The organism is Ensifer adhaerens, from assembly GCF_013283195.1.
GTDB lineage: Bacteria > Pseudomonadota > Alphaproteobacteria > Rhizobiales > Rhizobiaceae > Ensifer > Ensifer adhaerens_G.
This window is the reverse complement of sequence record NZ_JABEKT010000001.1, coordinates 2,637,008-2,660,498: the sequence shown is the minus strand read 5'-3', so window position 1 is coordinate 2,660,498 and position 23,491 is coordinate 2,637,008. Positions and strand designations below refer to the sequence as shown.

Here is a 23,491-nt window from a genome sequence, read left to right as displayed (position 1 = left end):
TCAGTCGAGCCTGGTCAGCTGCATCGCGTAGCGTTGCCAGTTCTTGACGTAGTGGCTCGCCGAGCGCTTCAGCCCCTCGACTGTCTCATCGTCCAGCACGCGGATCGCCTTGGCCGGTGATCCGACGATCAGCGAATTGTCCGGAAACTCCTTGCCTTCGGTGACCAGCGCATTGGCGCCGACCAGGCAGTTGCGGCCGATCTTGGCGCCGTTCAGCACCGTCGCGCCCATGCCGATCAACGAATTGTCGCCAATGGTGCAGCCGTGGATGATCGCGCCGTGGCCGATGGTGCAGCCTTCGCCGATCGTCACGGGAAAGCCAGGGTCGACATGGATCACGGTGTTTTCCTGGATATTGGTGCCGGCGCCGAGTCGGATCGGCTCGTTGTCGGCGCGTAGCGTCGCGCCGAACCAGATCCCGACATCCTCGCCAATTTCCACCTGGCCGATGATGTTGGCATCCGGCGCCACCCAGTAGCTGCCCTGGGCAGGCGTTTGCGGGCGCAGCGGTCCAAGGGCATAGAGCGGCATCGCGTGATCCTTGCGGTCGGGAGCATTTCCAGGAAAAGTGCGTAGCGGTTTTCCGTCAGGAAATGCTCAAAGTGGTTACGGCATGAAACGAACGAGCGCTTCCGCGCACCGACCAGTACGGTTGCGGAAGCGCCCTGATCCTAGCGAACGGTGACGGCGAGGGCGGCCACGCCATCGACCCCACAGGTTATCGTGTCGCCGCGCACCACAGGACCGACACCCGACGGTGTCCCGGTCATGATGATGTCGCCAGGCGCCAGCGTGAAGAGCCGCGAAAGCTCCGAGATGACCTCGGGTATCTTCCAGATCATCTGGTCGAGGTCGCCCTGCTGGCGCAGTTCGCCATTGACCTTCAGCCAGATATTGCCGTTGGCGGGGTGGCCGATCGCCTCGACCGGTACGATTTCCGAAACCGGCGCAGAATGCTCGAAGGCCTTCGCCGCGGCCCAGGGCTTGCCGGCCTTCTTGGCCTCCGCCTGCAGGTCGCGGCGGGTAAAGTCGATGCCGACGCCATAGCCATAGACGCAGTCGAGCGCCTGTTCGACCGGGATGTCGGCACCACCGCTTTTCAGGGCGACAACCAGTTCGACCTCATGGTGCACATCGCTCGTGCGCTGCGGGTAGGGGAAGGCTTTGTCAGCCACCAGCAGATTGTCCGGGTTTTTCTGGAAGAAGAACGGCGGCTCGCGATCCGGGTCGTGCCCCATCTCGATCGCGTGGGCCGCATAGTTGCGACCGACGCAATAGACCCGGCGCACCGGAAAACCCACGAGGCTGCCGGTGATCGGCAACAGGACGGGTGGCGAAAGTGGAATGACTGTTTGCATGATTGTCCGGCTGTTTAGAATCCCAGCCGGACGTTAGCACCCTCTCCGGGTGCTGCAAGGGTTTATCTCAGGCGCAGCCGGCGTAAGCTTGCAATTGGTCGCGTGTGAGAAACCGGCCGTCGGAGCGAGAATTCAGCTCCGGATGGCTGTATTCAAGGCTCGGGACTTGCAGTTCCAGGGCCTGGCGCACGGTCATGATGCCAACATCGCGACGGTCACCGCCGCGTGTTACCGTGACTTCAACGATGCGATAGAGATTCTGTTCAGTCATGATATCTCTCCCGTTTTCGTTGTCCCTTTGCCGGGACATTATGCTTTTCCCTTGAATGGGACTGAGGCGCTTCGAAATTGGTTTTTGTGAGGCACCTCATGATATACCGGAGAGAAATGAACGCTTCACGACAGAAATCGGGCCATTTCCGGGATATTTGTGTGCGTTTTGAAGATGGTGCGCCAAATCGGCACGCAACCGCAATCACCTCATCCCATGCGCAGGCTCGGTTCCGGGGCGCGGTCGCGCCGCCACGTGTCATTTCTCAGAAACGGCGTCAGGCGCCAAACAAATCGTTATCCCGCATGCTCTTCGCATGCCAACGACAAAGGGTGAGTGCAGGGCACTCAAGGCAAGCGGAAAACGCCTCTCAGTGCGCTTTCAATTCAGCTTCTCGCGCGGCCGAAATAAACAGCGATCGCGCTTCCTCGACAGTCCGACGGCCGTCGATGGCGGCGCGGCAGGCGCTGCGGGCGGCGACGTAGCTCGGTCCGCGGCGCGGCCAATGGTCGGCAAGGCAGGCAAGCGCGTCAGAAGGGCCCTTGACGGTGCGGACATCGCCCGTCACGAGGTCGAGTTCGATCGGCTGGTTCCAGATGATTTGATACATGCGTCTCCTCCTCGAGATCATCTCAATGAATGTCGGCATCGGGACGGCTTGCGGCAGGGCTCCTCCCACGCGGCAAACAGTCAATCGCTCTAATGTAGCGCAGGATAACGCTTTTGTAAGCAGCCTTTCCGGGTGCGTTTCGCCGCCATGCAACCTCTAAGCCGGGGTCGATGTCTCCGCGAGGCGGGAGGCGAACCAGCGGCCGACGACGAGCAGCAATTGCTCGTTTGTCGTACCCGCCAGATATTCGTCGATCAGCATGCGTGCATGCCGGCGGGCGCGGGCGCTGTCGCGCGGCCAGCAATGTTCGGCGCAGATGTCATCGAAGACCCGCTGCAGCGTGTCGATATCAGGCTGCGACAGCGCGATACATTGTGTCGAGCGCAAAGGGTTCACGTCTTACTCCCCCAGGGCACTAAAGCCGCAGTGCCCAGCGAACTATGCCACAACCCCTGATAATTGAACCCCTCGGGAATCAGGGGTTCTCGAGGTGGATCTGACGGAGTTCGCCGCAGTCCACGTACTGGGAGGCAGAAGAGGACGTGTCGCTCGCGTCGGTCAGACCGCCGACAACGCAGATCATTTGCCGAGCAGCCGTTGCCCGGAGGTGACCTCCGCGCCCGTCAGGATCGCATTGCGCGGCTAGAAGATCGTTCCCGCAACGGATACCGCTATGGTTGCCGCCAGTGCGGCCAGCATAAGAGCGACACTGACCGTGACCGCTAATGTTCGGCGCCGTCTTGCGCCACTCCAATCGTAGCTCATGTTTTCGCTCCGATGACAATCATGCCATTTTGGGACGATCGGCGATTCTTCTTAATAAATTGTTAGGAAGTGGAGCCTGGAAGAAACGGCCTGTCGCCGGACGAGCCCAATGGCTGACGGTGCGAGCGGCACCCGTGCCGGACGCCCTTATTCTTCGGCGGTGTGCCGACGCATGGTGACGGCCGTGCCGAAGCGTGTGTTCGCTTCGCCGACGACGACAAAGCCGCAGCCGGCGTAAAAGCCTTGGGTTTCGGGCGACGCGACGACGATCAGCGTCTCAGCACCCCATTGGCGTGCTTTGCTGCAGGCTTCGCGAACGAGGTGGCGGCCGATCCCCATGCGTGACCATCGGGGTTCGACGAACAGGCCGTCGAGCTCGACGGTGCCATCCGGGTGGGTGATGACGACCGCAAAGCCTGCAAGGATTGCTTCGACGGTCGCGACCAGCGTGCCGCCCTGGGAGATGTGCTCGATCGGAAGATCGATGGCATCGGGATTTTGAAGAAGAAGCGCGCGATAGGCTTCATGCGTGAGCGAGGCGCGCCGCTGAATCTCGATCAGCGCCAGACGTTCGTCCGGCCGGGCCGGGCGGATTTCATGCGCGCTCAAGGCTGGCCCCCGGCAATTGCTGTCGGATTGTTCGCGCCCACGAGGCTGTTGCCGGTTCAGGCCGGCCCGACACCTGCCACCTTGGTCTGGCGGCCGCCTTCTTCGATCCTGACGTAATCAGGACCAATCCGGGCGAACTGGTCGCAGCGTCGGCCGCCATCCTCGAACGTGATGCAGACCTCGTCGCCGGCGATCGTGTAGGTTCCGCCGTCGCGTACTTCGTAGTCGCGGTAGCCATATCGGCCGTCGGCAAAGTAGGAAGAGACAACGCCGTTGATCGTGTAGCGCAACGACTTGCCGACGATGAGGGCCTGAAGATCGGCGCCGGAAAGCGTCGGCACGGATGGGGGCTTCGGCGTTGCGATCTCCTGGTCTTCAAGCGCCATCGACTGGCAAGCTGCGAGCTGGAGAGTGAGGAGTGCCACGATCGCACGTTTCATGCCGTCTTCCCTTGTTCCTGGCGTCTGTATCGATACAGGGACGCTGCCCTAATCGCCTGTGACACTGCCTGTCAAGCCGATGATAGTTGCGTCCATCTTTCTGCGCGACCTGGCCGAGCGCGAATTCGCCTCCGCGCTGCGTGGTTTCAGTCCTGCGCGTTGGCGAAAATCTCGCTCAATCTCCATCGGGTGTCGCCCTCGATGCTTTCGATGTCGTCGACCTGCCAGTTGCCGCCTTCATCGATCAGGCTGTATCGCAGGGTCATGGGGGTGGAGAAGTTTTCGAAGCGGACGGTGACAACAGCGGCCTGGCCGCTGATTTCTGCCTTGCCTACATGCAGGTCGGCGATGTCCCAGTCCTGACCGTTGATGACGGGGTCGAAGCCGATGGCACCGACCTCGCCCTGGTTCTTCTGTGCGTCGTCCGCATAAAGCCCGGTAAGCTCGTCGGAGAAAAACGCGTCGCGCTCGGATGTGTCGCCATTGCCGAGATAGGGTGCATAGAGCGCCTCGATCAACGCCGCCGGCGTTTCAAAAGGCTGGGCGACGGCAGTTGAGGCGCTCACGGCGGCAAGGCTGAGTGCCGCAACGACTATGAATCTTGGCATGGAAAGGCCCTTCATCGAATCCAGGAGCCTTTCTTATCAAGGAATGGCGCTGCGCAACTGCGCCAATTTTGGTGTTGCCGTGATCGAAAGAAAAGGTTGGGGCAGGGGCAGATGGTTGCAGCGCGGTTACCGTTCGCCGACGTCGCTTCTCGGTGGCGATCGAAGGATGGTCTCCAATCAGCACAAGGACGTTTGCGGTTGCCGGCGTTCCGGGTGCTGTCGGCCGCCGGCTCCGGGTGGCCAGTGCGGCCATCTCGTGCTATGGGGCTCCCGGGCGATGCCGGATCCGACGCCAGTTTGGCGCATTCGTTTCAATGTCGTCCTCCTGGATTGCTACAAAACCGGCCGCCTTGCACCTATCTGAAAGGGACTGCCGCACGAAGGTCGAAGTCGCGCGCTCGCCGCGCACCGATCGTTTATGAGAGACTTGCCTGATATGGCCGAAACGTCGCGCAACAGCCGCTATTTCAACACTCCGGTCTTCGCCGTGGCCCCCATGGTGGATTGGACGGATTGCTCTATATAAGCAAGCAAAATCAATGCCAGCCTGATCCATGTAGCAAAATCGTAGCAAATGTTGAGTGGATTTAGGCATTAGACGGCAGTAAGTCGGCTGCCCGCCGCCGGTTTCCGTCAGCCATTTCACCAGTTCCGCATCGCGCGCGCATCTTTGATACTCTATTCATTTTTGGGCTGTAGGAGCTGGATCGCCTCAGGCGTAACGCAGTTCACGCATAAGTCGAGTGGTGGAGTTCGCATGTTCAACTTGCTGGTAGCTGGCAGTCCCACATGGTGGGAGACCTCACGGTTTTCTATCGGAGTTGACCGCTTCAAAGAGCACAGCGATCCAATTGCCGCTCAAGTCGACTTGGACAGACCCGAAACGCTGGCGATACTTGAGCAAATCCCAACTTTGCTAATGTATGAAGTCGGCGCTAATGGGCAGCATGTCAGAACGGTCCGCCACGGACGTGTGCACAACATTACACGGGTTGGGCGTGAACTAGATTTTGAGTTTTTGCTCGACGCGGATCGTTCGTATCTTGATCGATCTGATGTGCTGAGATTTTCATCCGAGTTGGGAATTGCTCCTTTCGAACAGCATCGGACGCATTGGGCGATTAAAGCGGCGTCACTCCCGGCCCAGTTGCTCGACCTCGCACGCTCGGAGCCGGTGAGGCGCACCGTCAAGATCGTTGCTGGGGACTACACCGCAGCGATCCGCGATAAGCAGCAAGCTGAAGTGCGCGCTCTCCGTCTTGAGCTTGAGCAGTTTCCGCAATCGCTCGAGAAGGCCCTTGCGTTGATACCCAGTCGCCTCGCCAGAACCGCGACGCCAGAACACTACCCGATTATTGGGGTTGAGCCTAAGACATCGGAAGGTCGCAACGCGCTGCTCGCTGTTATGGCCAGAGAGCTCCAAGATGAAGAGCTGCCAGATACTTGGTGCTTTTCTTTGGCGTGGTTTTTGGATGTTTATGGTAGCCCCACGGAGGGCCACCAACTGGAGGCGGCCGTTCGGCAATGTGCGTCGCACATGATTGCGCTTGGCGGCGCCGATGCCGATCAGGTACTGCTCATCGAAAAAATTGGCTTCGTGTTGTGGCGATCTGCGAGAAGCCCGGCGTTAGTCGGGAGGTTGCGACGAGAAATTGCGATGCTCATGGACCGGCTACTGAGCTTGCAGACAATCGGAGGGTGGTGGGCCGATGAGCATGACGACCAAACATTGACAACCATTCGGGGGACCGCGCTGGCTGTCGTTAGTCTCCAGCGGCTAGGCGATGATCGATATCACGATGCAATCAAGAAAGCATGCCAGTGGTTAGCCACTCAGGGGTTGTCAAACGGGGCATTGCCCAGGTTTTGTGAATACGGAACTCCAGACTTGATAGCGACGACGCTTGCGATGGAGGCGCTGAGGCGATCAGATCTACTTGCTGATTTGCCCCACGTACTTGACGCCGGCGACGGTTGGCTCATGTCTATGCAGACTGATGACGGTCATTGGGAGTCGCAAGACTGGACGCCTGATTTCACAACGAGTGTTGTCCTGGATTACCTTGCCCGACAAAGCGAGATGCTGTCTCAAGTTGACGGCTTTCTCCTTATGGCGCGTGATTTTTTCCGTAAGGCCGAGGAACTGCGCATTGAAGGCGGTGCGAATAATCGCCGACTGGCTGCTATCTCGACGGTGCATGCCGTCGAAATGTTCCTCTACGGATTGTTCGAGCGGCGCGACGACCTAGGCCTGTCTGCATTTAAGGAAAACGGACAAGAAACACTGGGCCCACGTGAAGCCCTGCGGGTGCTCCAGGATGCTCTAGTTCGGATTGGTGTGATTGCACCACCGCGAACGCTCTTTAGGAGGGACAAACTTAGCTCGCTGATCGGTAGGCGAGATGGGATCATTCACAGAGCTTTTGAGATTAGCGAAGCTGAGTTGATGGATGGGATACGACATAGTCGGGCATTTATCAACGAATACAGCAAGTCGCTTTTGAAGCTAGACTTGTTGCAGTAGCGGGTAAGTTTGGGCGTTCGCAACGCTCTTCTTCGCCTACGAGTAGCCTAGAATTTTCTCCCGGCGGTTGGCGTCAAGGAGGGCCTGCGAATACATGCTCCACATTCTGTTCTGGCACTGATTGATCAAGTTTGAATAGTCCGGATCACTCTTGAGGCGGCGCCACAATCGCCCGTCATGTTGTGAGAGTACATAGTCTATTGCCGCGGTTGGACACATGGGTACGATCGCAACCCTTGGCCCCGGGTACTGCATGAGACCGCGCCAGCCCTCGTCAGCAGCCTTCAGAGCAGGCCCAGGCACGAAACCAGGACCGGAGCTAAAATCATCCTGGGCATGACCGCCTCGCTGAAAATGAAACTGCGGATGCCCCTCTTTTGCCTGGCTGGAGTATTTGTGGTCTGCGTGAGTGTCAATTCGCCAGTGGTCTTCGAGCGCGACTGAGCCAATTGCCAACTGAAGTCGACCCCTAATACAAACTTGTATCTCCGTTTCGACATCTTCGATTTTGCCATCAGGTGGGGGGCCAGCAAACGAGAATCTCATCGTTGCGGAGTCCATAATGGCTTGCGACGGGCGAATGCCTTGGCGGCGCGGTAACGGAAGTGGGACTTGACCCACTATTCGCTGCATCGTCCGCGCTGCGCGACGAATTGACCCCGCAACGGTAGAAATCGCGTCCGCCGTGGCTATAGTGGCTGGCACGCGCCGTAGAATGTTCTCAAGTGTGATCAGATCTTCGGCAACATTCTGGTGCATGGTTATGACAATTCCGAGACCAAACGTTCAATGTCTGTCCGATTAAGTCGTGCATCTTGCTCTTTGCGGACTGCAGCTCCGATTGAAGCCATCGCGGGCTCAATCCACGGAGCCACGTCCACACGAGGCGAAATCTTGACCCCAAAGCGCGGGTCGACTGGTACGTATGATGGAGGATCTTCTTCCTGCCTCAATGTGCACCAACGCCAAGGCCTCGTCCCAGGGCTCCTATCGCCCAGCTGCAGTGGCTCCAATTCAATATCGAACACGTTGGCAAAGGCAGATGTTCTATCCGTAGCTGAGGTCATTGCGATGGGTGCCTCTGCAAACTCCAGTTCATCCCATGCCTCTTCGAGCCCTCTGGCCCACCAGCGTTCATAGTGCTCAGAGCCCAGACCCCGAAACTTAAACGAGTCGGCAAACTTTGAGATTACATCCCAACTCTTTTCTCCGCTCTCTTGAGTTGTGCCCATTCGCATTAGGAGAAGTTTGCGATCCATAAGCAAACCAGTTGGCATCAAAAAGGAACGCAAATAGGCACCCGCCGCGACGTGGATCGCCTGACGCATCCCGTCAGTTAGTCGCGACATCAGGCCCGGATGCGTCCACTCGGATAAATGTGGCTCGTCGAGTGAAAATAGGTTTGAAATCTCTGAATCAGCGGGATTGTTGCCCATGGATTTTAAGTGATCGTAGATAGCAGCGACGCCAATGAGACGCCGTTGAACGATCCCCGTGTTTCGACCGACTGCCCCTTTGTCCATCTTGTCATCGAACAGATCGTCGCTTGATGGATCCCCGCCAATATTGATCTTAACGGGTTCGATGTTAGCGAACCGAATGATCGGAAACTCATTTATTTTACGTGCTTTTTGCCGCGCCCGAATGTCCTGGGCGATTCCTAAGCCAGTCCCATGCTCGCCTGGTTCCCCAGTCAAATCAACGTCCATTAGGACGCCAAGTGGAGTCGAGTTTCCTGTGAGAAGAGCGACTCGTCCTTGTGAGGGAGGAAGTACGGTCAATGCTATAGCGTTCGCGCCTTCACTTAACCGTGCTGCATACGATTTAGCAGAATTCGGATCGTCATCGACGAACAACCAGCTACCGGATAGATCGATATGTGTCGGGTCAGTCATTAGGGACCTCAGTGGGAATTCGAAGCTCAAAACAAGTTGAGTATCCGGGAGGTGCGTCGCTTACCGAGATCTCGCCGCCCGCATTCTTCACAATCTGGTCAACAATCCAAAGGCCAAGTCCTGTGCCTTTGGCCAGTTCAACATCGGGTGCGCTAGTTGCGGCAGCGGATTGTGTGGTGAAGAAGGCATCGAAAATGCGAGTTCGAACATTTTCAGGAACTCCATCGCCTGTGTCGCAGAATTGTAGGCGAACGGCGTCCTTGTCGTCGCTTCGATCCGCTACTACACGGATCCTGCGCGGGCCCGATGCCCGCTTCATCGCTTTTAGGGCATTAGTGTACAGATTGAGCAGAATTGATGCTACTTCGGCTTCGTGCATCGGTTTGGTGTAAAGAGCATCAAGCGCCGGCGTTTCTACTTCTATCGTGGCTGACTGAGATCCTGCGTGTGTGGTCATGCCCTTAGCAAAATCCTCCACCGCTTTTGACAAGCTGACAGGATGGATCTCGCGCATTGCGCGGCTTGCAACCGTGGCGTTAAGGTATGCAGTGAGAGTATCGAGTCGCATCAGCGCCTGACTGGCACGTTCAGCTTGGTCTCTAAAGTTGCTGTCTCCCGGCCGGGCAGCAAGCGCCGTTTCAAAGACTCTCTCGAGGTCAAGGCGAAACGCTTCGAATGCCATCCCAGTTTCGTGGCTGAACTCCGCGGTCGTCATCCCGATCGATGAAAGCAAACGCAGCATGGCTGCTTCATCCGCTAAGAGTGCCCGCTCACTGACGATGCGCTTCTCTTCCGCTTCAATAATGCGCTCAGCATCAGCGGCCTTGATTATGGCCTGCTGTTTTTCAGGGCTGTTTGAGCTGTCGGTTGTGCGTTCGATGGCTTCTCGCGCTGCGCGCATGGCGGCTCGTGCCTCGGACAGAACTGCGGTTGTTTCCGGACGTGGAGACGGAGCACTAGTGTGCGTTTTTCGCCCTCTATCCGATTGAATCTCTGTGGCTGCCGTGATCAGGGAGGCTGAGGTCACATCTTTGAGCTCAGAGAAGGCTGGGGTCTCAATCAAACCTTCACGAGAGGTATGTTCTTCGAACACCAAACCTTCCGGATCTTGGACCTCAATCACTCCAAAGAAGTTCTTGTTTGTAATGGGCGCCAACACATTTCGGCGACTATAATTTTCGTCGAGGCGTAGCCAATCGTTGCCCGGTTCGCCATATGGGGGAACGCGGAAGCCGTTGCGATACAGCCGAATGCCACCTTCCTTCCCCAACGTGTCGCGTACACGCGTGAAAACTAAACTGGGTAGCAAGCTCGGGTCCAATATTACGTGATAGGCTTTCATTGCAACATTGCGCAAAGACGAATAAGGCGGTGGATCACTGGCATGGCGATGGTCGTGATGGATAGGGCGCCAATCGCGCTTTGGACCAAACGCGTTCTTGGAAACGCGCCACTTAGCGAACCCATCTTCGTCGACACGCAGTTCGATAATCACCGGAAGATGAGCCAGTATCTCGCTTTGCATGTCAGCAATGACTGTGGCATGGTCGAAAAGTGACCCACCATCGAGAAACTGCACTTCAAATCCTGGGTCTAACGATTTGATATTGCTATCACTTCTTGCCTCGATCGGACGGACGGGAAAGGGCTGTTGCAGCGCCAGGACGCTTCTCCAACAGGAACGGATTTGTGCAAGGGTCCATTGGTCATGAAGCCCTTCAATACGCAATGTTGTGCCTTGTCGGCTAAGCGGCACTTCAGTCAGTGTAACGACCACGTCTCCAAGTTGCTTGCCGGGTTTGAACTGGGTCCAATCGGCTACCAGTTGCAATCCTATCATAGCGTCCCGTGTTTGGGTGGTGAGCGTCAAGCGGTCCCCGAGCCGTTGCGTCGAAAAGCGGCCGATGCCCTTCCGCCCAGCGCGTGCTCGCCGATACTTCGGTGAAGTAGGGTTTTGTACTTTGAGGTCAGATGCGAGCCGAAGGAAACCATCAAGCATGTCGGAGCGATTCATGCCTTCGCCATCATCTTGAATCTCGAGTGCTGCTGAGGGGCCTTCGCGACCGAAGAAAGACACCGTGACTTTGTTGGCATCCGCGTCATATGCATTCTTGATTAGTTCGATCAGGGCTGTCTCTTGCTTCGCAACGAGTTCGCGCCCAAGCCGGTTGATGATCGCAGCATCAGCATGAAAGTACAGCTCTTCAGTCATGGTCTCATCTTCGGCTGGTGCCGCCCTTCTCCTCTGCGTCGTGCCGCTCGTGCAACGTCGAGGATGCGTTTCATATCGCGCGTGACGCCGCGCCAAGACGGTCCTAAGAGGGGTGCTATCAACGCTTCGTCGGCTAGGTTTCGAGCTAGCTCGCCATCGCCACGACGCAGTGCAGCGTCGATCTCCATCAGTGCTGCCGGGCTTGCAAAACCCGAAGATGGGAGGATTGGAAACTTGCGAGCTTCCTGCAGTTCAAACTTGAGTACGCCCCCGCCATATGCTCTTCCGAGCCCTTCAGCGAACCATTGGCCAAATGTTGAGATAAACGTCAGCACGGCCGCGATTTTGTCGGGTTCCCGAGTTTCGGCTTTAAAAACCACACGATGGAGTGTGTTTGTACAAGTCACGCCGCTTGGAACCAATGAGAGGTGTGGGCCGAGGTCGTTCATGTATGTGAATACAGCGTCAGCTGCGGGGCCCGTTTCAACGTTCCACCATTGTGCTCGCTTGTTGAGCCACACGGTTTTTCGTCTTTCGCGCGAACTGATCATCGCCAGGCGCCGGCGCACGCCGCCGCCACGCGGTCCCAGCTCTCGTGGCTTGAGCAGCCACGTCTTTTCGCCGGCACGGCCAAGCTCTTCGAGGTCTGAGATCTCCACATTTACTGATTTAGCGTGGCGGGCACGGCTGATAACTCGGGCGAGATCGTCTCGATGCAACCCGTAATCGAATATGTCAGCGTCGCTCAAAAGGAACGTACGATTGCTGCCAGTGACAAATCCAATCGATAATTCTGCCAGCATAGATAATGGGCGCGCGGCATCGAGTAGTTTATTAAATGACGGTGGAGGAGAGATGTGCCCTTCCGCAGGTGAGCCAGCATATGACCAGAGACCACGCCGCAACCCGCTCGACGCACCAGCGTGATAGCCATCAGCCAAGAGAAGTGCGCCACGCTCCGATGCTCTACCTATCCATGCTGGTTTCGTAGGTAAGTCATACAGTGCCAAGTCACGAAACTCGTTGCTCAATGTCTCAATGAGCGCATCCGCATAGTTTGCGAAAGTTGCGGACGCAGGCACCACAAATGCCATTCGTCCGCCAGGCTTCAGAAACCGGCACGCGTGAAGCATAAAATATGTCCACAAGCCTGCGGCACCTTTTTGTGGAAAGCGATGCTTAAGTGAACATCGGGCATCGGCCGCGAGCTGATGATTTCGAGTAAAAGGGGGATTGGCTAGCACCACATCGACGGGGTCGGTGCTCGCCGGATCGAGTTCGAAGAAATCGCAATGAAACAGGTCAATGCGCGGCCCAAATTGTGGACGTAGGGATTTGATTGTCTCAGCATTGATATCGCATGCAATCACGCTCGGCGCGGCTCTATGATCTAATTCCTGTGCGCGCGCCAAGGCTGCACGCAGAAGCGCACCGTCACCCACACTTGGCTCTAGAATGCGTTCCGATCCGGTTCGCACAGCCCAGGTGGCAAATGAGGCGGCTTCAGATTGTGGGGTGTAGAATTGACCAAGTCGTTTGCGAGCCATGTGGGGCGTCATGTGCTCTTGTACTCAAAGGTTCGTTTCGTATTTGAATTCACGTGGTCGCCTCGACAGGTGAATGGCAACGAGACAAGACGACGATAGGCGCGTCCAGTTAGCTATCACCGAAACCAGTTGGTGGATTTCTGATTCCGGCGCAACGTAAGGTCTTCTGAATACCATCGCGTTAACGCGCCTGCAACGTGGCGTTAGGGACTGACGACAGCGCGTGCGGTGATGTGCGCGCCCGAAGTATTCGTCAACTGGAGACGCGCTACCGAAGCAGCTGATGAAGCTCTCTCAGCGCTGCCTCGCGGCGCACGTCCAGGTAGTCAGCCAGATCCTGCAGGTAGACCCCCCCTTTGGGCATTTCTGTGAAGTTTCGGCGCGGATGAGGGGATGGCGATTTCGCCTTGGCCTACTTTGCGTAGGAATTTGTCCGGTGGCTGGCAGACGTCTTCGACGTTGGGCGAACAGCAGAAACGCAGTCGAGAAGTTGCCCTACGTCATCGCGTCGCGGTTACCGGCCCGTGGCGGATACAGCCTGCGCTTGGTCACCATCAGCGTTGCTCCAGCTTGGTTGACGCAGGTCGTGCGCTTACAAGCGCGTGCTGCGGTGCCTTCTCACGCCCAAGAAGCGTTAACCTACGCCATCTACTGCGTCTGCAATGCCACCCTAAGTAATGGTTTATTCACGTCTTGGTTGTGAAATTGTGTGCTTAGATCGATGCATTCGGAGGCACAAATGGCGCGGCGTGAAACGGGTGATGCAGCAGCCCATCTTAATGGCGGTAAGCCCTACCAGGAGAAAGCAAAGCAGATCTTTCCGCTACTGGTTAGGCAGGCGCTGGCCAGGCATCCGCTCTATTACTCTGACTTGGCTCCCATGGTCGACATGCCGAATCCGAGAAATCTCAACTACCCGTTGGGTAGCGTCGGCACTAGCATCGCAGCGTTAGCGAAAAAATGGGGAACGGATATCCCTCCGATTCAATGTCTGGTGCTCAATAAGGGGACGGGTCTGCCCGGAGAAGGGATCGGCTGGTTCATCAAAGGCTCGAAGGATGCTTTCAATAGGCTGTCAAAGGGGCAGAAGCAGAAACTCGTGGATTCAGTCCTCCACCAGATCTACGCCTTCCCGCGGTGGCCGGAGGTCCTCGAGGCCTTGCAGCTTCACCCTGTCGGAGATGATTTTTCTGGGCTGGTTGCGGCTGCAAGATCCAGTGGGCGAGGCGGTGGGGAAGGGCCGGGTCACAAGCGACTGAAAGAGTTTGTATTTAATAATTCCGGTTTGTTTGGTTTTTCTAGCCCGAAGTTTTCCGAGATGGAGCGCAAGATCGCATCTGCTGATTGCCTTGATGTTTCATTCGCCTCCAAAGACCGCTGGCTTGCCGTTGAGGTGAAATCGGCGATCTCTAGCGATGGAGATCTCACCAGGGGCATCTTTCAATGCGTGAAGTACAAGGCGGTGATGGCCGCCGAAGTTGCCGCTTGTAACGATGACAAAGCAGTAGATGCCGTCCTCGTTACAGAAGGGCCGCTGTCGCCAACATTGAGAGCACTTGCGATCACTTTGGGGGTCACGTTCTACGACAACATAGTACCTGAGCAGAGCCCCAAGACACAGGCGGCCGCGTAGATGGCCTTCATTCCTCACCGATGTAGCTGTCGGAACTCCTTCAATGCCGCGGCGCGACGGACGTCGAGATAGTCGGCCAAGTCTTGAAGGTAGACGGCCGCTGGCGAAGCCGAATGAACCCCATGCCTTGCAGCCTGGGTGCTCGCACAAATGCACAAACGGGCCGCTTTCCGTCTTCTTGGTCGCGCCGGCTTCGTCACTCATCTGGTAGGCCTTTTCAATGCTTATGTTCTACAAATGTTCTCATTGGGGGGTGAGAGTCAACACCAAGATTTGGGGAGGCGCTAATGAAGCTTCTGGCCCCGGAGGATGACGCCGGCGCACTCTTCGAACATTCGACGCTCGGCATCGAGCGCGAACCAATTGTTACACGCCAGCTCGATCAATGCCTCGGCGACCTCATCGCTTGACCAGCCGGCAGCCGCTCCGCGTTCGGCAAGGAGGAGGAAGTCTCCCTCCTCCAGAGCCACCTGGCAGTTGAGGTCACGGTCAGGATGATGGGTCGAGCATTTTGGTGCTGATATCTTCGGCATGTAGAATCCTCCCTGCAGTCAGGGTAGGGCGGCTGGACACTTTTTCAAAAAGCATAATGAAAAAGCTGGACAGGTGAGTGTCCAGCCTTTTGGCTAGTCATTGATTTCAGGCAATTCAGGTGGCCCGCCTCCGGGCACCATTTTTCAATCCATATCGCCGTCTTCCAGGTCCAAGAGAACGCGATAAGCCTCCTTGGAAATGCTCACCTTAAGCGTCCTGTCGTGCTTGTAGATGAGCGGTTGTGCGAACCGCCACGATACCTCGATCGACATCGTTCCATCGTTTGGTATCTCTGGAAAATTGTTCGGAGTGTGGACGGGGAAGAGATGCTCGGAGGAGCCGTCGATCGCTGTAGCCAAATCGCCTTCTAGGATCGTCCTGATGATCGACCTGGTGGAATGATCTCGGGCGATGCTCAGCGTATGATCCTTCATCCCCGTCGGCCATCGAACAATAATTGGTCGCTCGCTGCGGTTGATGATCCGGAGGTAGGCGCCTTTCTGTGCGCCGCCCGGGATGTACGGTTGAGCAATCAGGAACGCAGATGGAGTGTAGCGGAGAAATCTCTCCCAGATGACGAAGGCCCCCGTTATCAGGCCGACGATTGAGCCGATGCCATTGACGTATTCCCACATTAAACCTCTCCAGAACCCTTCCAGCGCAGTTGTAAGTGGGACAAGCAGGAGAGAAAAGATAATAAAACGGCGACCAGCATAGTTGTCTCACGACCAGCCAAGCCGCTGATCCGGCTAGCTTGTCTTACTTCGGCATGGGGCACCAGATCGACGACCAAGCGCCGCAAATACTCGGGAGGTGGCATGACGTACACAGAAGATCAGTTTCTAGAAATCGCTCAGGCCCACAAAGAGTGGTTGGATCGCAGAAAGACTCTGACCGAGCGCCTGCTGATGCGGGAGTATCGACATGAGAGTTCAAGGATCCTGGCGGCACAAGGCCTTGTGCGCCGCCTTCAAACGCTGAGCCGTTGCATCGACGGAGTTTACACCCTCTTACCGCCTGAAGAAACTGAGCCTCAGCGTAGCTCCATCGATGAAGCTGCCATCTACCTACAGGCATTCGTCATCAACGTTTACGGTTCTCTCGACAATTTGGCCCGGCTTTGGGTACGAGAGTACGGATTGACAAAGCCCGGTGGCGGCGCAGTCCCCCAGCAGCATATCGGGCTTGGCGCGGGATGTAAGTTGGTAAGGGGTAGCCTATCTCAACCCCTGCAGGATCACCTGGTCGCCGCCGATGGTTGGTTCCGCTACCTGGAGAATTATCGTCACGCGCTCGCGCATCGAATACCGCTTTATATTCCTCCCAAAACACTCAATGAAACTGAGGCGGATGATCATGAACGACTGGAGCAGCAGGCGTATGCAGCTCTGAAAGCGGGAGATTTTGACACCTTTGACGAATTCATGGGTGCTCAGTCTCAGCTCGGGTCATTTCAACCGATGATGATGCACTCGTACGGCGGCGCAGATGGGGATGGTTGGCCGGTGGCATTTCACGGACAGATTATTTGTGACTTTGCGACGGTCGTGCGGATAGGCGAGATGATGGTCGCCGAATTGGACACCCTTCCGTAGCGCACTAAAGCCGGCGAATGGCGGGCGATATGAGAACAAATCGGAACATTCTGCACGGATTTTGCACGGTTGAGCCGTGCAATTCAGGGTTTGTTCCGCGCAGCCACGTCGTTTCGAGCAGAGTGATACGTTGCCACTGCTGGCTTAATTATATGATTTCGTTGGGGAAGAATGGTGCAGCAAGAGAGATTTGAACTCTCGGCCTCTCCCTTACCAAAGGAGAGTGTATCCGCACATTCAAGTGACAGCTGGTGCAACGATGTCCAGCCACTTCCAGCCTTCGTATTTGTCGCCACGTTGCTTGATGTGGGAGTATCGTTTCAGGGAGGTCCAAGACCGGTGGCCGGAAACGGTGGCGACGTGTGGGATATTCCAGCCCATTTCGAATAGGCGGGAAACGCCCTCATGGCGAAGGTCATGAAAACGCAGATCGTCAATGTCGAGTAGCGCTGCCGCGCGTGTGAATGATGAGCTGATCGTCCTAGCTTCGTACGGAAAGATCCTGTCGGACGTCTTTGGCATGCTGTTGATGATTCTGATCGCCTCAGCAGGCAGATCGCACCACACGTCGTTGCCAATCTTTTCGCCGGGATTCTTCATATCGGTTACGAGAACGCGGCCGTGTTCCTCTTCGAAGTCGACCCACCTCATGCGAGCGATTTCCTCTTGCCGCCGCGTCGAGAAGAGTACGAACGCAATAATGCGCCGCATGGGCAATACCTTCGTTCGGGCCTCTCGGTCGCCGTAGTGGTCCATTAAGACGTCTAGTTCGGAAAGCGTCGGCCGGCGGTCGCGCGTTTTTGATTTGCTGATGAGGCCTAGCTTTCTGAGTACCGTCTGCGCGTCCTCGATGGCCTTTCTGCCGGCCTCGCGATCGAGAATATGCTTGCCAGGTGCGAGATATAGTTGCCGACTGTCTGCGGCTCTCGCCCGTCGGAAAGTTGTTTTGCGAACGCGACGATGTCCGCGCTGCCGATGTCCTCACATTGCATGTTTGCTATGGCAAATTCGGTCTTTATTTTCTCCAGCACTTGAGCCTTGGTCCGGCCGATCGTCTTGACGCTCTCTGTCTTGTATTTGTCGATCGCATCCGCAAGGGACACAGCGGGCTTCTGCAGATTGTCCAGCGCGCCCGGCTGTGCTAGGTCGCTCTCGCGTTTCTTGAGCCATGCTGCGGCTGCCGGCCTTCGATCGAACGTCTGTGCCTCAGTGTGCACTACCTTGCCATCTCGCTTTAGCCTGATCTGCGCGGTATAAGATTTTGTTCCGTTCCGGCGCTTTCGCTCTGATATGGTTCCCATGCGGTGCTACAAGCCTTGCTTCGGTGCTACGGCGTAGCATTAGCACGAGCGAAACGGACGAAAAAGACAATAAACGAGACCTAATCAGACATGCAAGAATTGCCGCAAATGCCTGAAAAATCGGGCAACAGCCTGTATGGCAAGGGGCCTATTTTCGCTGTGGCCCCTATGGTGGATTGGACCGACCGGCACTATCGCTTTTTCGCGCGCCGGCTTTCGCAACATGCGCTGCTCTATACCGAGATGATCGTCGCGGACGCGATTCTGCGGGGGGATCGCGACAAGCTGCTCGGCTACGATGCCTCGGAGCATCCGCTGGTGCTGCAGCTTGGCGGTAACGATCCGCGCAAGATGGCCGAGGCTGCGCGCATTGCCGAAGAGTTCGGTTATGACGAGATCAACATGAATGTCGGCTGCCCATCCGACCGGGTGCAATCCGGGACCTTTGGCGCCTGTCTGATGCAGGAGCCCGGCATGGTGGCGGAATGCGTGGCAGCGATGAAGGCGGTGGTTCGCGTCCCGGTGACGGTGAAGTGCCGCATCGGCGTCGACGAGCAGGATCCGGAAGTGGCCCTTCGCGATCTGGTGTCGCGTGTCGCGGACGCGGGAACCGACGCTGTCTGGGTGCATGCGCGCAAGGCGTGGCTGCAGGGACTGTCGCCCAAGGAGAACCGCGACATCCCACCGCTCGACTACGCTCTCGTTCATCAATTGAAACTCGAAAATCCTAATCTTTTCATTGGTCTCAACGGCGGACTTCAGACTTTGAGTCAGTCGCTTGAGGAAATGAAAGGGCTTGATGGCGTGATGCTTGGCCGCGCCGCCTATCACGACAGCGCCATGCTGACGGCGGTCGATGGTTTCTTCCCGCATCCGCTCACCGGCGCGGCGGCGCTCGACCACAAGGGCGTGGACTTCTCCGAGCGCGGCCATCGGCTGGACCTGTCGTTCTGGGCAGAGATACGCGATGTCATGGCCGACTATGCGAGCGGCCACATTGCCAATGGCGGGCGGCTTGCGCATGTCACCCGGCATATGGTCGGGCTGTTCCAGGGCTGGCCGGGCGCGCGGCGCTATCGCCAGATCCTGTCGTCCGACGCCACGCGGCAAGGCGCTGGACCTGAGGTCATTCATGCGGCCTTCGACGCGGTGTTCGAAGCGGCCGCAACCAAGCAGGCGGCGGAGTAGGCCTTTTGATCGAGGCTGCACGCCGCTTGATCGACTGCAGGCGTGAGCGTCGCAGCGGTTGAGCCGTCGAGGCTTGCGTCGCCGGTGATATCTGCGCAGCGGCAGCAGAAAACGATCAGCCCAAAACGAAAACGGCGCCCCCGAGGGAGCGCCGCTTCCAAAAGTCCAGTCGGACGATCCGGCTTACGAAGCCTGGATGTTGACGGCCTTCGGGCCCTTGCCCATGCGGTCAGCTTCGGTGTCGAACGTGACAACCTGGCCGTCCTTCAGCGTAGCAAGGCCAGCGGCCTGTACAGCGGAGATGTGGACGAATACGTCCTTAGCGCCGCCGTCCGGCGTGATGAAACCAAAACCCTTGTCCTGGTTGAAGAATTTTACGGTGCCCTTAGTGGCCATGGAAGAAGTCCTTTTCCTTCAGTCTTAAAGCTATACCCGCGCCCCCGTGAGGATGTGGGTGTGTCGTCTTCCGCATGCAAGCGGATAGGCGTCGAGTAGTCACGATAACGGGGAAAGAACGTCCATTTGCCGCTTCCGGCCGGCCCGGCAAGCCGGGCACAAAAGAGAAAGTCCAGTCTCCGGGATTGAAAACGCCCGAACGGTAGCAGCAGTGACAGTATTTGCAAAAAAAGGCAAGAGCCATTCGCGCGGCATATTTCGGGAAAATGAGCCGCCAACCACAGCATTCTCAGGGGTTTTGGACGGGCGGCCGCACGCGGCGCGAGCACTGGCCTGAGCAGGCGTGGCGAGCTGCGGTATCCGCCACGCAATATCCTTTCTTCTCGAGCGTCGGCAACATGGTCCAACGTCCGGGGGATATCGAGTGACGATGCCGAATGTGACTGAAGAGTCCATGATTGCCGCCCGGGTGGCTGCCACCGGTTGCGATCCCACGAGCGGCCGTGCGTCCCTTCGGCTCCCGCTCGGCGCGCGCGTGGCGCGTAAAAATCGGGGAAGGCCCGTTTCTCACCACAATTTCGTCCCGACCACGATCGAACGTGCGCGCCGCCGCGACGGACGGGTATCGCCCCGATGAGCGGCGGCGGTGTGCGACGCTGATCCCTTTCACATCGCATCAGCACTTGAACATGTTTGGGATAACGCGCAGGCTTTACCGGTGATTGGTTCCGGTCTTCCGGTACGTGCGTTAGGTCAAGCGGAGAAATCGGAATGCAAGACGAACAGGGGGCAGCGTGATCGATCCCTACGAGATGCTTGGCGTAGACCGCGACGCGAACGACCAGACCATCCGCACGGCCTATCGCAAGGCGGCCAAGGCGGCCCATCCCGACTCTGGCGGCGATGCGGAGCAATTTGCCCGGCTGCAGGCGGTCTATGAACTCCTGAAGGACCCGGTGCGCCGGAAGGTCTTTGACGACACAGGCTACGATCCGCAGCTCGCCGAGCCGCGCGACCTCAAGGGCCTGATGATGCTTGAGACGCTGGTCAACGACTTCATCCTCGACGAGCGCGAGCCCGGCAGCTTCGATCCCGTTGCCGCCATGCGCCGCAAACTCTCCGACGATATCGTCAAGAGCCGCTTCCATATCCTCGAACTGGAGCGTCACCGCGCCCGGGTGCGAAAACACCTCGACCGTCTCGGCCGACGGCCGGAGACAGACGTGCTCGGCTCGATGCTGCGCGCGCGCTCCCGCTCGATCGCCGAGGCGATCAAGACCACCGAGGAGCAGATCAAGACCATCGAGCAGGCCTATGAAATGCTGGAAGGCTACTCCTACGAGCTGGAGGCGCTGGAGGCCAAGGCGCACGCGGCGGAGTAGAGGCAGCGCGCATCCTGTCGACAAGCGGCGCGGTAGCAACTTGCGGCAGAGGCGCTGCGCGTTCCTGGTCGAGCTGTCGGCCGTTCGGGACCTGACGCCCGTCGCCGGTCTGCCGATCCTGCATAATTCCTTGGGCCCGGATCGATTTGATGAGAGAATTCTTCAGGAAATAGAAAGTGTTACGGTGGCGTCTGCATGTCGCACTTGATGCGCGGCGCTGCAGCCGATTGACCCCGCGATTGAAAGCCCGTCGATCCCGCTTGGTGCGGGCGGGATTGCACGTTTGCCGCCCCGTTGCTTTCCGGGCCGTATCGGGTTTAGCTGATATCGCCGCACCGGGATCGAGGTGAACGCATATGACCCGCCACAGCAAACTTCGTGCAGTGTTGAGCGCCCTTTCCGCCGGGCTCGTAGCCTATCTGCTGATCAGCTACTTCCTGCTGCCGGACCTCTGGCTTTTCCGCGACCGCAGCCGGATTGACAGTCTCAGCCCCATGGTGACCACCACGGAACAGGATATCCCCGGCGACCCCATCAATGTCGGCCTCGTCGGTTCGAAGGAGCAGGTTATCCGCGCCTTTGCGGCCGCGGGCTGGGATCCGGCCGACAAGGTCACGCTCCGCTCATCTGTCGATATCGGCTTGAGCGTGGTGCTGGATCGGCCCGACCTCGATGCGCCGGTCAGCCCGTTGTTCTTCGAGGGGCGGAAACAGGATCTGGCGTTCGAAAAGCCGGTCGGCAAAAGCGCCGACGAGCGCAACCATGTGCGCTTCTGGTTGAGCAACCAGCCCGCGGAGGGCGGCGGGTCGCTCTGGCTCGGTTCGGCCAGCTTCGACCGCGGCGTCGGCTTAAGCCACGACACGGGCCAGATCACCCACCACATCGGCCCGGATCTGGACGCGGAGCGAAACCTGGTGATGTCAGACCTGCAGAAGGCCGGGCAGATCGCATCGACCTACGAGATCCCCGGCATCGGTGCGACCAAGACCGGCCGTAACGGCGGCGGCGATCCCTATTTCACCGATGGCAAGGCGCTGGTGGGGGTGCTGGGGCAGGCGACGGCCAGCGGCGGCAACTAAGGTGAGGCCGGCAATCGCCAGGCGATGATCCGGCCCCGGCAGCAATGTCTTGCCCTTAATTTCGAGCGGCCGCTGGATCCGACATTGCGAAGGTTCGGCGCGCGAGGGCGTTGCGCGCATCGCCAAAGGTCCTATCCTACAGCGCCGCGCGTCTTGTTGGACGCGCGGCGCTGTAGCACTTTGAACTGCTGCATGTTTCTACCCGTAAATCGAATAGCATTTAGGGATAGAAACACGCAGCAGGGGACGTTGATTTGCCCCGACCCAGAGGGCGGCGGCGCAGCAGGAGCGGGGCTGGAATGAGTGCGATCTTGATTGCCGTTGCCGCCTTCCTCTGCCTGAGTGTCGCGGCGCTCGGCATGATGCATGTCTACCCCAAGCTGCACGCGCGGCATCGTGACGACGATACCAATACTGTGGTGCGGCTCGTCGCCAACATTTTTGTCGTCATGGCGTCGCTGGTTTTCGGCCTGATGATCAATTCGGCCAAGAACACCTTCGAGGGCATCGACGACAATGTGCATTCCTTTGCCACCAACCTGATCCTGCTCGACCGCACGCTCCGGAGCTATGGCCTCGCCGGCAACGATGCCCGGCAATATCTGATCGCCTATGTGGAGGCGGCGATCGCCAACCCCGAGCGCGTCAACGATGCGCTGCATAAAGCGCGCAACGCCGGACAGCAGCGGCTGGACACTGTCGGCAACAGCCTTGCGTCCATCCAGCCGGCCGACAGCCTCCATGAATCCATGCTGGCAGAAGCACGCGAGCAGTATAACCGCATCGTCGATCAACGCTGGACGATCGTCGAGCAATCGGAAGGTGCGATCCCGATGCCTGTCATCGGCATGCTGATCGCATGGATGACGCTGGTCTTCGCGAGCTTCGGCTACCGCGCCCCGCAAAATGCCGCGGTTGTCGCCATGTTCCTGGTTTCAGCCCTGTTCATCGCCGGCTCGGTCTTCATCGTGCTCGACATGGACATCCCGTTCACCGGTGCCATCCAGATTTCGGATGCGCCGTTGCATCGGGCGCTGGCGGAGATGAAGGTGTAGAGGAGGCGAGAGGTGATGGGCGAATGCCGCCGATCACCACTATAGGCCGGTGGCCGGCCTGCTGCAGCCGCGCGAAGCGCCATGATCGGCACGAGATGGCGGACATGCAGGCTGTCGGCGGTAGCGTCGAAGCCGGCATAAGCGGGCACGATGCAGGCCTCAAGGGCGCTGTCGACGCCCTTGAGGTCGGTCACTTGGCTGATTTAGCCGCGCTCGATTAGTGTCTGGGTGATCGCAGAACGCGGCTCAAAGGCATCGGTGGGGCTGTCGGAATGGGTCATTAGAGCTATCCATGACATTGCCGCCAGCGAGCACTTAACAAAATAGAGCCGCCTGACGGAGGCTTGTTTCAAGGCGTAATCGAAACGCGACGCTCCCTATGGAGACGTCACATAATAGTTGGCAGCGATGAGCGCGATCTTGGCAGGGACGTGGGAACTAGGTCACGCTGTGACATACCTAAACTCGACCTCTCGTTGAATCTGCCAG

Annotated in this window: 22 protein-coding genes and 1 pseudogene; 9 read left to right on the top strand and 14 right to left on the bottom strand. The window is 57.9% G+C overall.

Annotated elements, in window-relative coordinates; genetic code table 11:
• The 8 genes from LPJGGPFB_RS12635 to LPJGGPFB_RS12600 all read right to left on the bottom strand — a co-directional run bounded on the left by LPJGGPFB_RS12635 (position 1) and on the right by LPJGGPFB_RS12600 (position 4,661).
• Complete coding sequence (locus LPJGGPFB_RS12635) at positions 1-531, bottom strand: gamma carbonic anhydrase family protein (protein WP_173420221.1); 531 nt, start codon at positions 529-531, stop codon at positions 1-3.
• Positions 532-671: 140 nt separating this feature from the next.
• Positions 672-1,358: a fumarylacetoacetate hydrolase family protein gene (locus LPJGGPFB_RS12630; protein ID WP_173420220.1), complete on the bottom strand. Its 687-nt coding sequence runs from the start codon at positions 1,356-1,358 to the stop codon at positions 672-674.
• 67 nt (positions 1,359-1,425) lie between these two features.
• A complete protein-coding gene (locus LPJGGPFB_RS12625) occupies positions 1,426-1,629 on the bottom strand; it encodes a hypothetical protein (protein WP_210264383.1) in 204 nt (67 codons plus the stop codon).
• A 370-nt stretch (positions 1,630-1,999) separates the two neighbouring features.
• Complete coding sequence (locus LPJGGPFB_RS12620; RefSeq protein WP_173420219.1) at positions 2,000-2,239, bottom strand: DUF982 domain-containing protein; 240 nt, start codon at positions 2,237-2,239, stop codon at positions 2,000-2,002.
• Between the two features lie 156 nt (positions 2,240-2,395).
• Positions 2,396-2,635, bottom strand: coding sequence for a hypothetical protein (locus LPJGGPFB_RS12615; RefSeq protein WP_173420218.1), 240 nt, complete (start codon positions 2,633-2,635; stop codon positions 2,396-2,398).
• Between the two features lie 516 nt (positions 2,636-3,151).
• A complete protein-coding gene (locus LPJGGPFB_RS12610) occupies positions 3,152-3,613 on the bottom strand; it encodes a GNAT family N-acetyltransferase (RefSeq protein ID WP_173420217.1) in 462 nt (153 codons plus the stop codon).
• Positions 3,614-3,669: 56 nt separating this feature from the next.
• Positions 3,670-4,053, bottom strand: coding sequence for a hypothetical protein (locus LPJGGPFB_RS12605; protein WP_077503774.1), 384 nt, complete (start codon positions 4,051-4,053; stop codon positions 3,670-3,672).
• Positions 4,054-4,199: 146 nt separating this feature from the next.
• Positions 4,200-4,661: a DUF3828 domain-containing protein gene (locus LPJGGPFB_RS12600; RefSeq protein ID WP_173420216.1), complete on the bottom strand. Its 462-nt coding sequence runs from the start codon at positions 4,659-4,661 to the stop codon at positions 4,200-4,202.
• Positions 4,662-5,418: 757 nt separating this feature from the next.
• Between LPJGGPFB_RS12600 and LPJGGPFB_RS12595 the strand changes: the two genes are divergently transcribed.
• On the top strand, positions 5,419-7,185 hold the full coding sequence (locus tag LPJGGPFB_RS12595) for a prenyltransferase/squalene oxidase repeat-containing protein (RefSeq protein WP_173420215.1): 1,767 nt from the start codon (positions 5,419-5,421) through the stop codon (positions 7,183-7,185).
• Positions 7,186-7,946: 761 nt separating this feature from the next.
• Here the strand turns inward: LPJGGPFB_RS12595 and LPJGGPFB_RS12590 are convergent.
• Genes LPJGGPFB_RS12590 through LPJGGPFB_RS12580 form a run of 3 tightly spaced genes read right to left on the bottom strand, consistent with a single transcriptional unit; the run spans position 7,947 to position 12,839 of the window.
• Positions 7,947-9,080, bottom strand: a complete 1,134-nt coding sequence (locus LPJGGPFB_RS12590; RefSeq protein WP_173420214.1) for a hypothetical protein — start codon at positions 9,078-9,080, stop codon at positions 7,947-7,949.
• Positions 9,073-11,292, bottom strand: a complete 2,220-nt coding sequence (locus LPJGGPFB_RS12585; protein ID WP_173420213.1) for a sensor histidine kinase — start codon at positions 11,290-11,292, stop codon at positions 9,073-9,075. Before LPJGGPFB_RS12585 ends, LPJGGPFB_RS12590 begins: the two co-directional genes overlap by 8 nt.
• On the bottom strand, positions 11,289-12,839 hold the full coding sequence (locus LPJGGPFB_RS12580; protein ID WP_173420212.1) for an N-6 DNA methylase: 1,551 nt from the start codon (positions 12,837-12,839) through the stop codon (positions 11,289-11,291). The genes LPJGGPFB_RS12585 and LPJGGPFB_RS12580 overlap by 4 nt, the downstream gene beginning before the upstream one ends.
• A 739-nt stretch (positions 12,840-13,578) precedes the next feature.
• Here LPJGGPFB_RS12580 and LPJGGPFB_RS12575 point away from each other — a divergent pair.
• Together LPJGGPFB_RS12575 and LPJGGPFB_RS33450 are read left to right on the top strand one after the other, a co-directional pair.
• Positions 13,579-14,472 carry a hypothetical protein gene (locus LPJGGPFB_RS12575; RefSeq protein WP_173420211.1) on the top strand — a complete coding sequence of 298 codons (894 nt, stop codon included), beginning with the start codon at positions 13,579-13,581 and terminating at the stop codon, positions 14,470-14,472.
• A gap of 287 nt (positions 14,473-14,759) precedes the next feature.
• Positions 14,760-14,882, top strand: coding sequence for a hypothetical protein (locus tag LPJGGPFB_RS33450; protein WP_282438038.1), 123 nt, complete (start codon positions 14,760-14,762; stop codon positions 14,880-14,882).
• 267 nt (positions 14,883-15,149) lie between these two features.
• On the opposite strand, the gene LPJGGPFB_RS12570 is transcribed toward LPJGGPFB_RS33450, so the two are convergent.
• A complete protein-coding gene (locus LPJGGPFB_RS12570; protein ID WP_173420210.1) occupies positions 15,150-15,641 on the bottom strand; it encodes a hypothetical protein in 492 nt (163 codons plus the stop codon).
• 183 nt (positions 15,642-15,824) lie between these two features.
• On the opposite strand from LPJGGPFB_RS12570, the gene LPJGGPFB_RS12565 reads away from it, so the two are divergent.
• Positions 15,825-16,601 (top strand): hypothetical protein, encoded by a 777-nt coding sequence (locus tag LPJGGPFB_RS12565; protein ID WP_173420209.1) that lies wholly within the window; start codon positions 15,825-15,827, stop codon positions 16,599-16,601.
• A gap of 237 nt (positions 16,602-16,838) precedes the next feature.
• Here the strand turns inward: LPJGGPFB_RS12565 and LPJGGPFB_RS12560 are convergent.
• Positions 16,839-17,902 (bottom strand): annotated as a pseudogene (locus LPJGGPFB_RS12560) (tyrosine-type recombinase/integrase).
• Positions 17,903-17,992: 90 nt separating this feature from the next.
• On the opposite strand from LPJGGPFB_RS12560, the gene dusA reads away from it, so the two are divergent.
• Positions 17,993-19,090, top strand: a complete 1,098-nt coding sequence (gene dusA, locus LPJGGPFB_RS12555) for a tRNA dihydrouridine(20/20a) synthase DusA (protein WP_173420208.1) — start codon at positions 17,993-17,995, stop codon at positions 19,088-19,090.
• 183 nt (positions 19,091-19,273) lie between these two features.
• Here dusA and LPJGGPFB_RS12550 read toward each other — a convergent pair whose 3' ends face one another.
• The gene (locus LPJGGPFB_RS12550; protein ID WP_025427309.1) at positions 19,274-19,486 is read right to left on the bottom strand and encodes a cold-shock protein; all 213 of its coding nucleotides are present in this window, start codon (positions 19,484-19,486) and stop codon (positions 19,274-19,276) included.
• 812 nt (positions 19,487-20,298) lie between these two features.
• On the opposite strand from LPJGGPFB_RS12550, the gene LPJGGPFB_RS12545 reads away from it, so the two are divergent.
• From LPJGGPFB_RS12545 to LPJGGPFB_RS12530, 4 genes are all read left to right on the top strand, one after another.
• Complete coding sequence (locus LPJGGPFB_RS12545; RefSeq protein WP_173421027.1) at positions 20,299-20,868, top strand: J domain-containing protein; 570 nt, start codon at positions 20,299-20,301, stop codon at positions 20,866-20,868.
• 356 nt (positions 20,869-21,224) lie between these two features.
• The gene (locus tag LPJGGPFB_RS12540; RefSeq protein WP_173420207.1) at positions 21,225-21,947 is read left to right on the top strand and encodes an LssY C-terminal domain-containing protein; all 723 of its coding nucleotides are present in this window, start codon (positions 21,225-21,227) and stop codon (positions 21,945-21,947) included.
• 299 nt (positions 21,948-22,246) lie between these two features.
• Positions 22,247-23,002, top strand: a complete 756-nt coding sequence (locus tag LPJGGPFB_RS12535; RefSeq protein WP_173420206.1) for a bestrophin-like domain — start codon at positions 22,247-22,249, stop codon at positions 23,000-23,002.
• A gap of 23 nt (positions 23,003-23,025) precedes the next feature.
• Positions 23,026-23,223, top strand: a complete 198-nt coding sequence (locus tag LPJGGPFB_RS12530) for a hypothetical protein (RefSeq protein ID WP_173420205.1) — start codon at positions 23,026-23,028, stop codon at positions 23,221-23,223.
• Positions 23,224-23,491 lie beyond the last annotated feature (268 nt).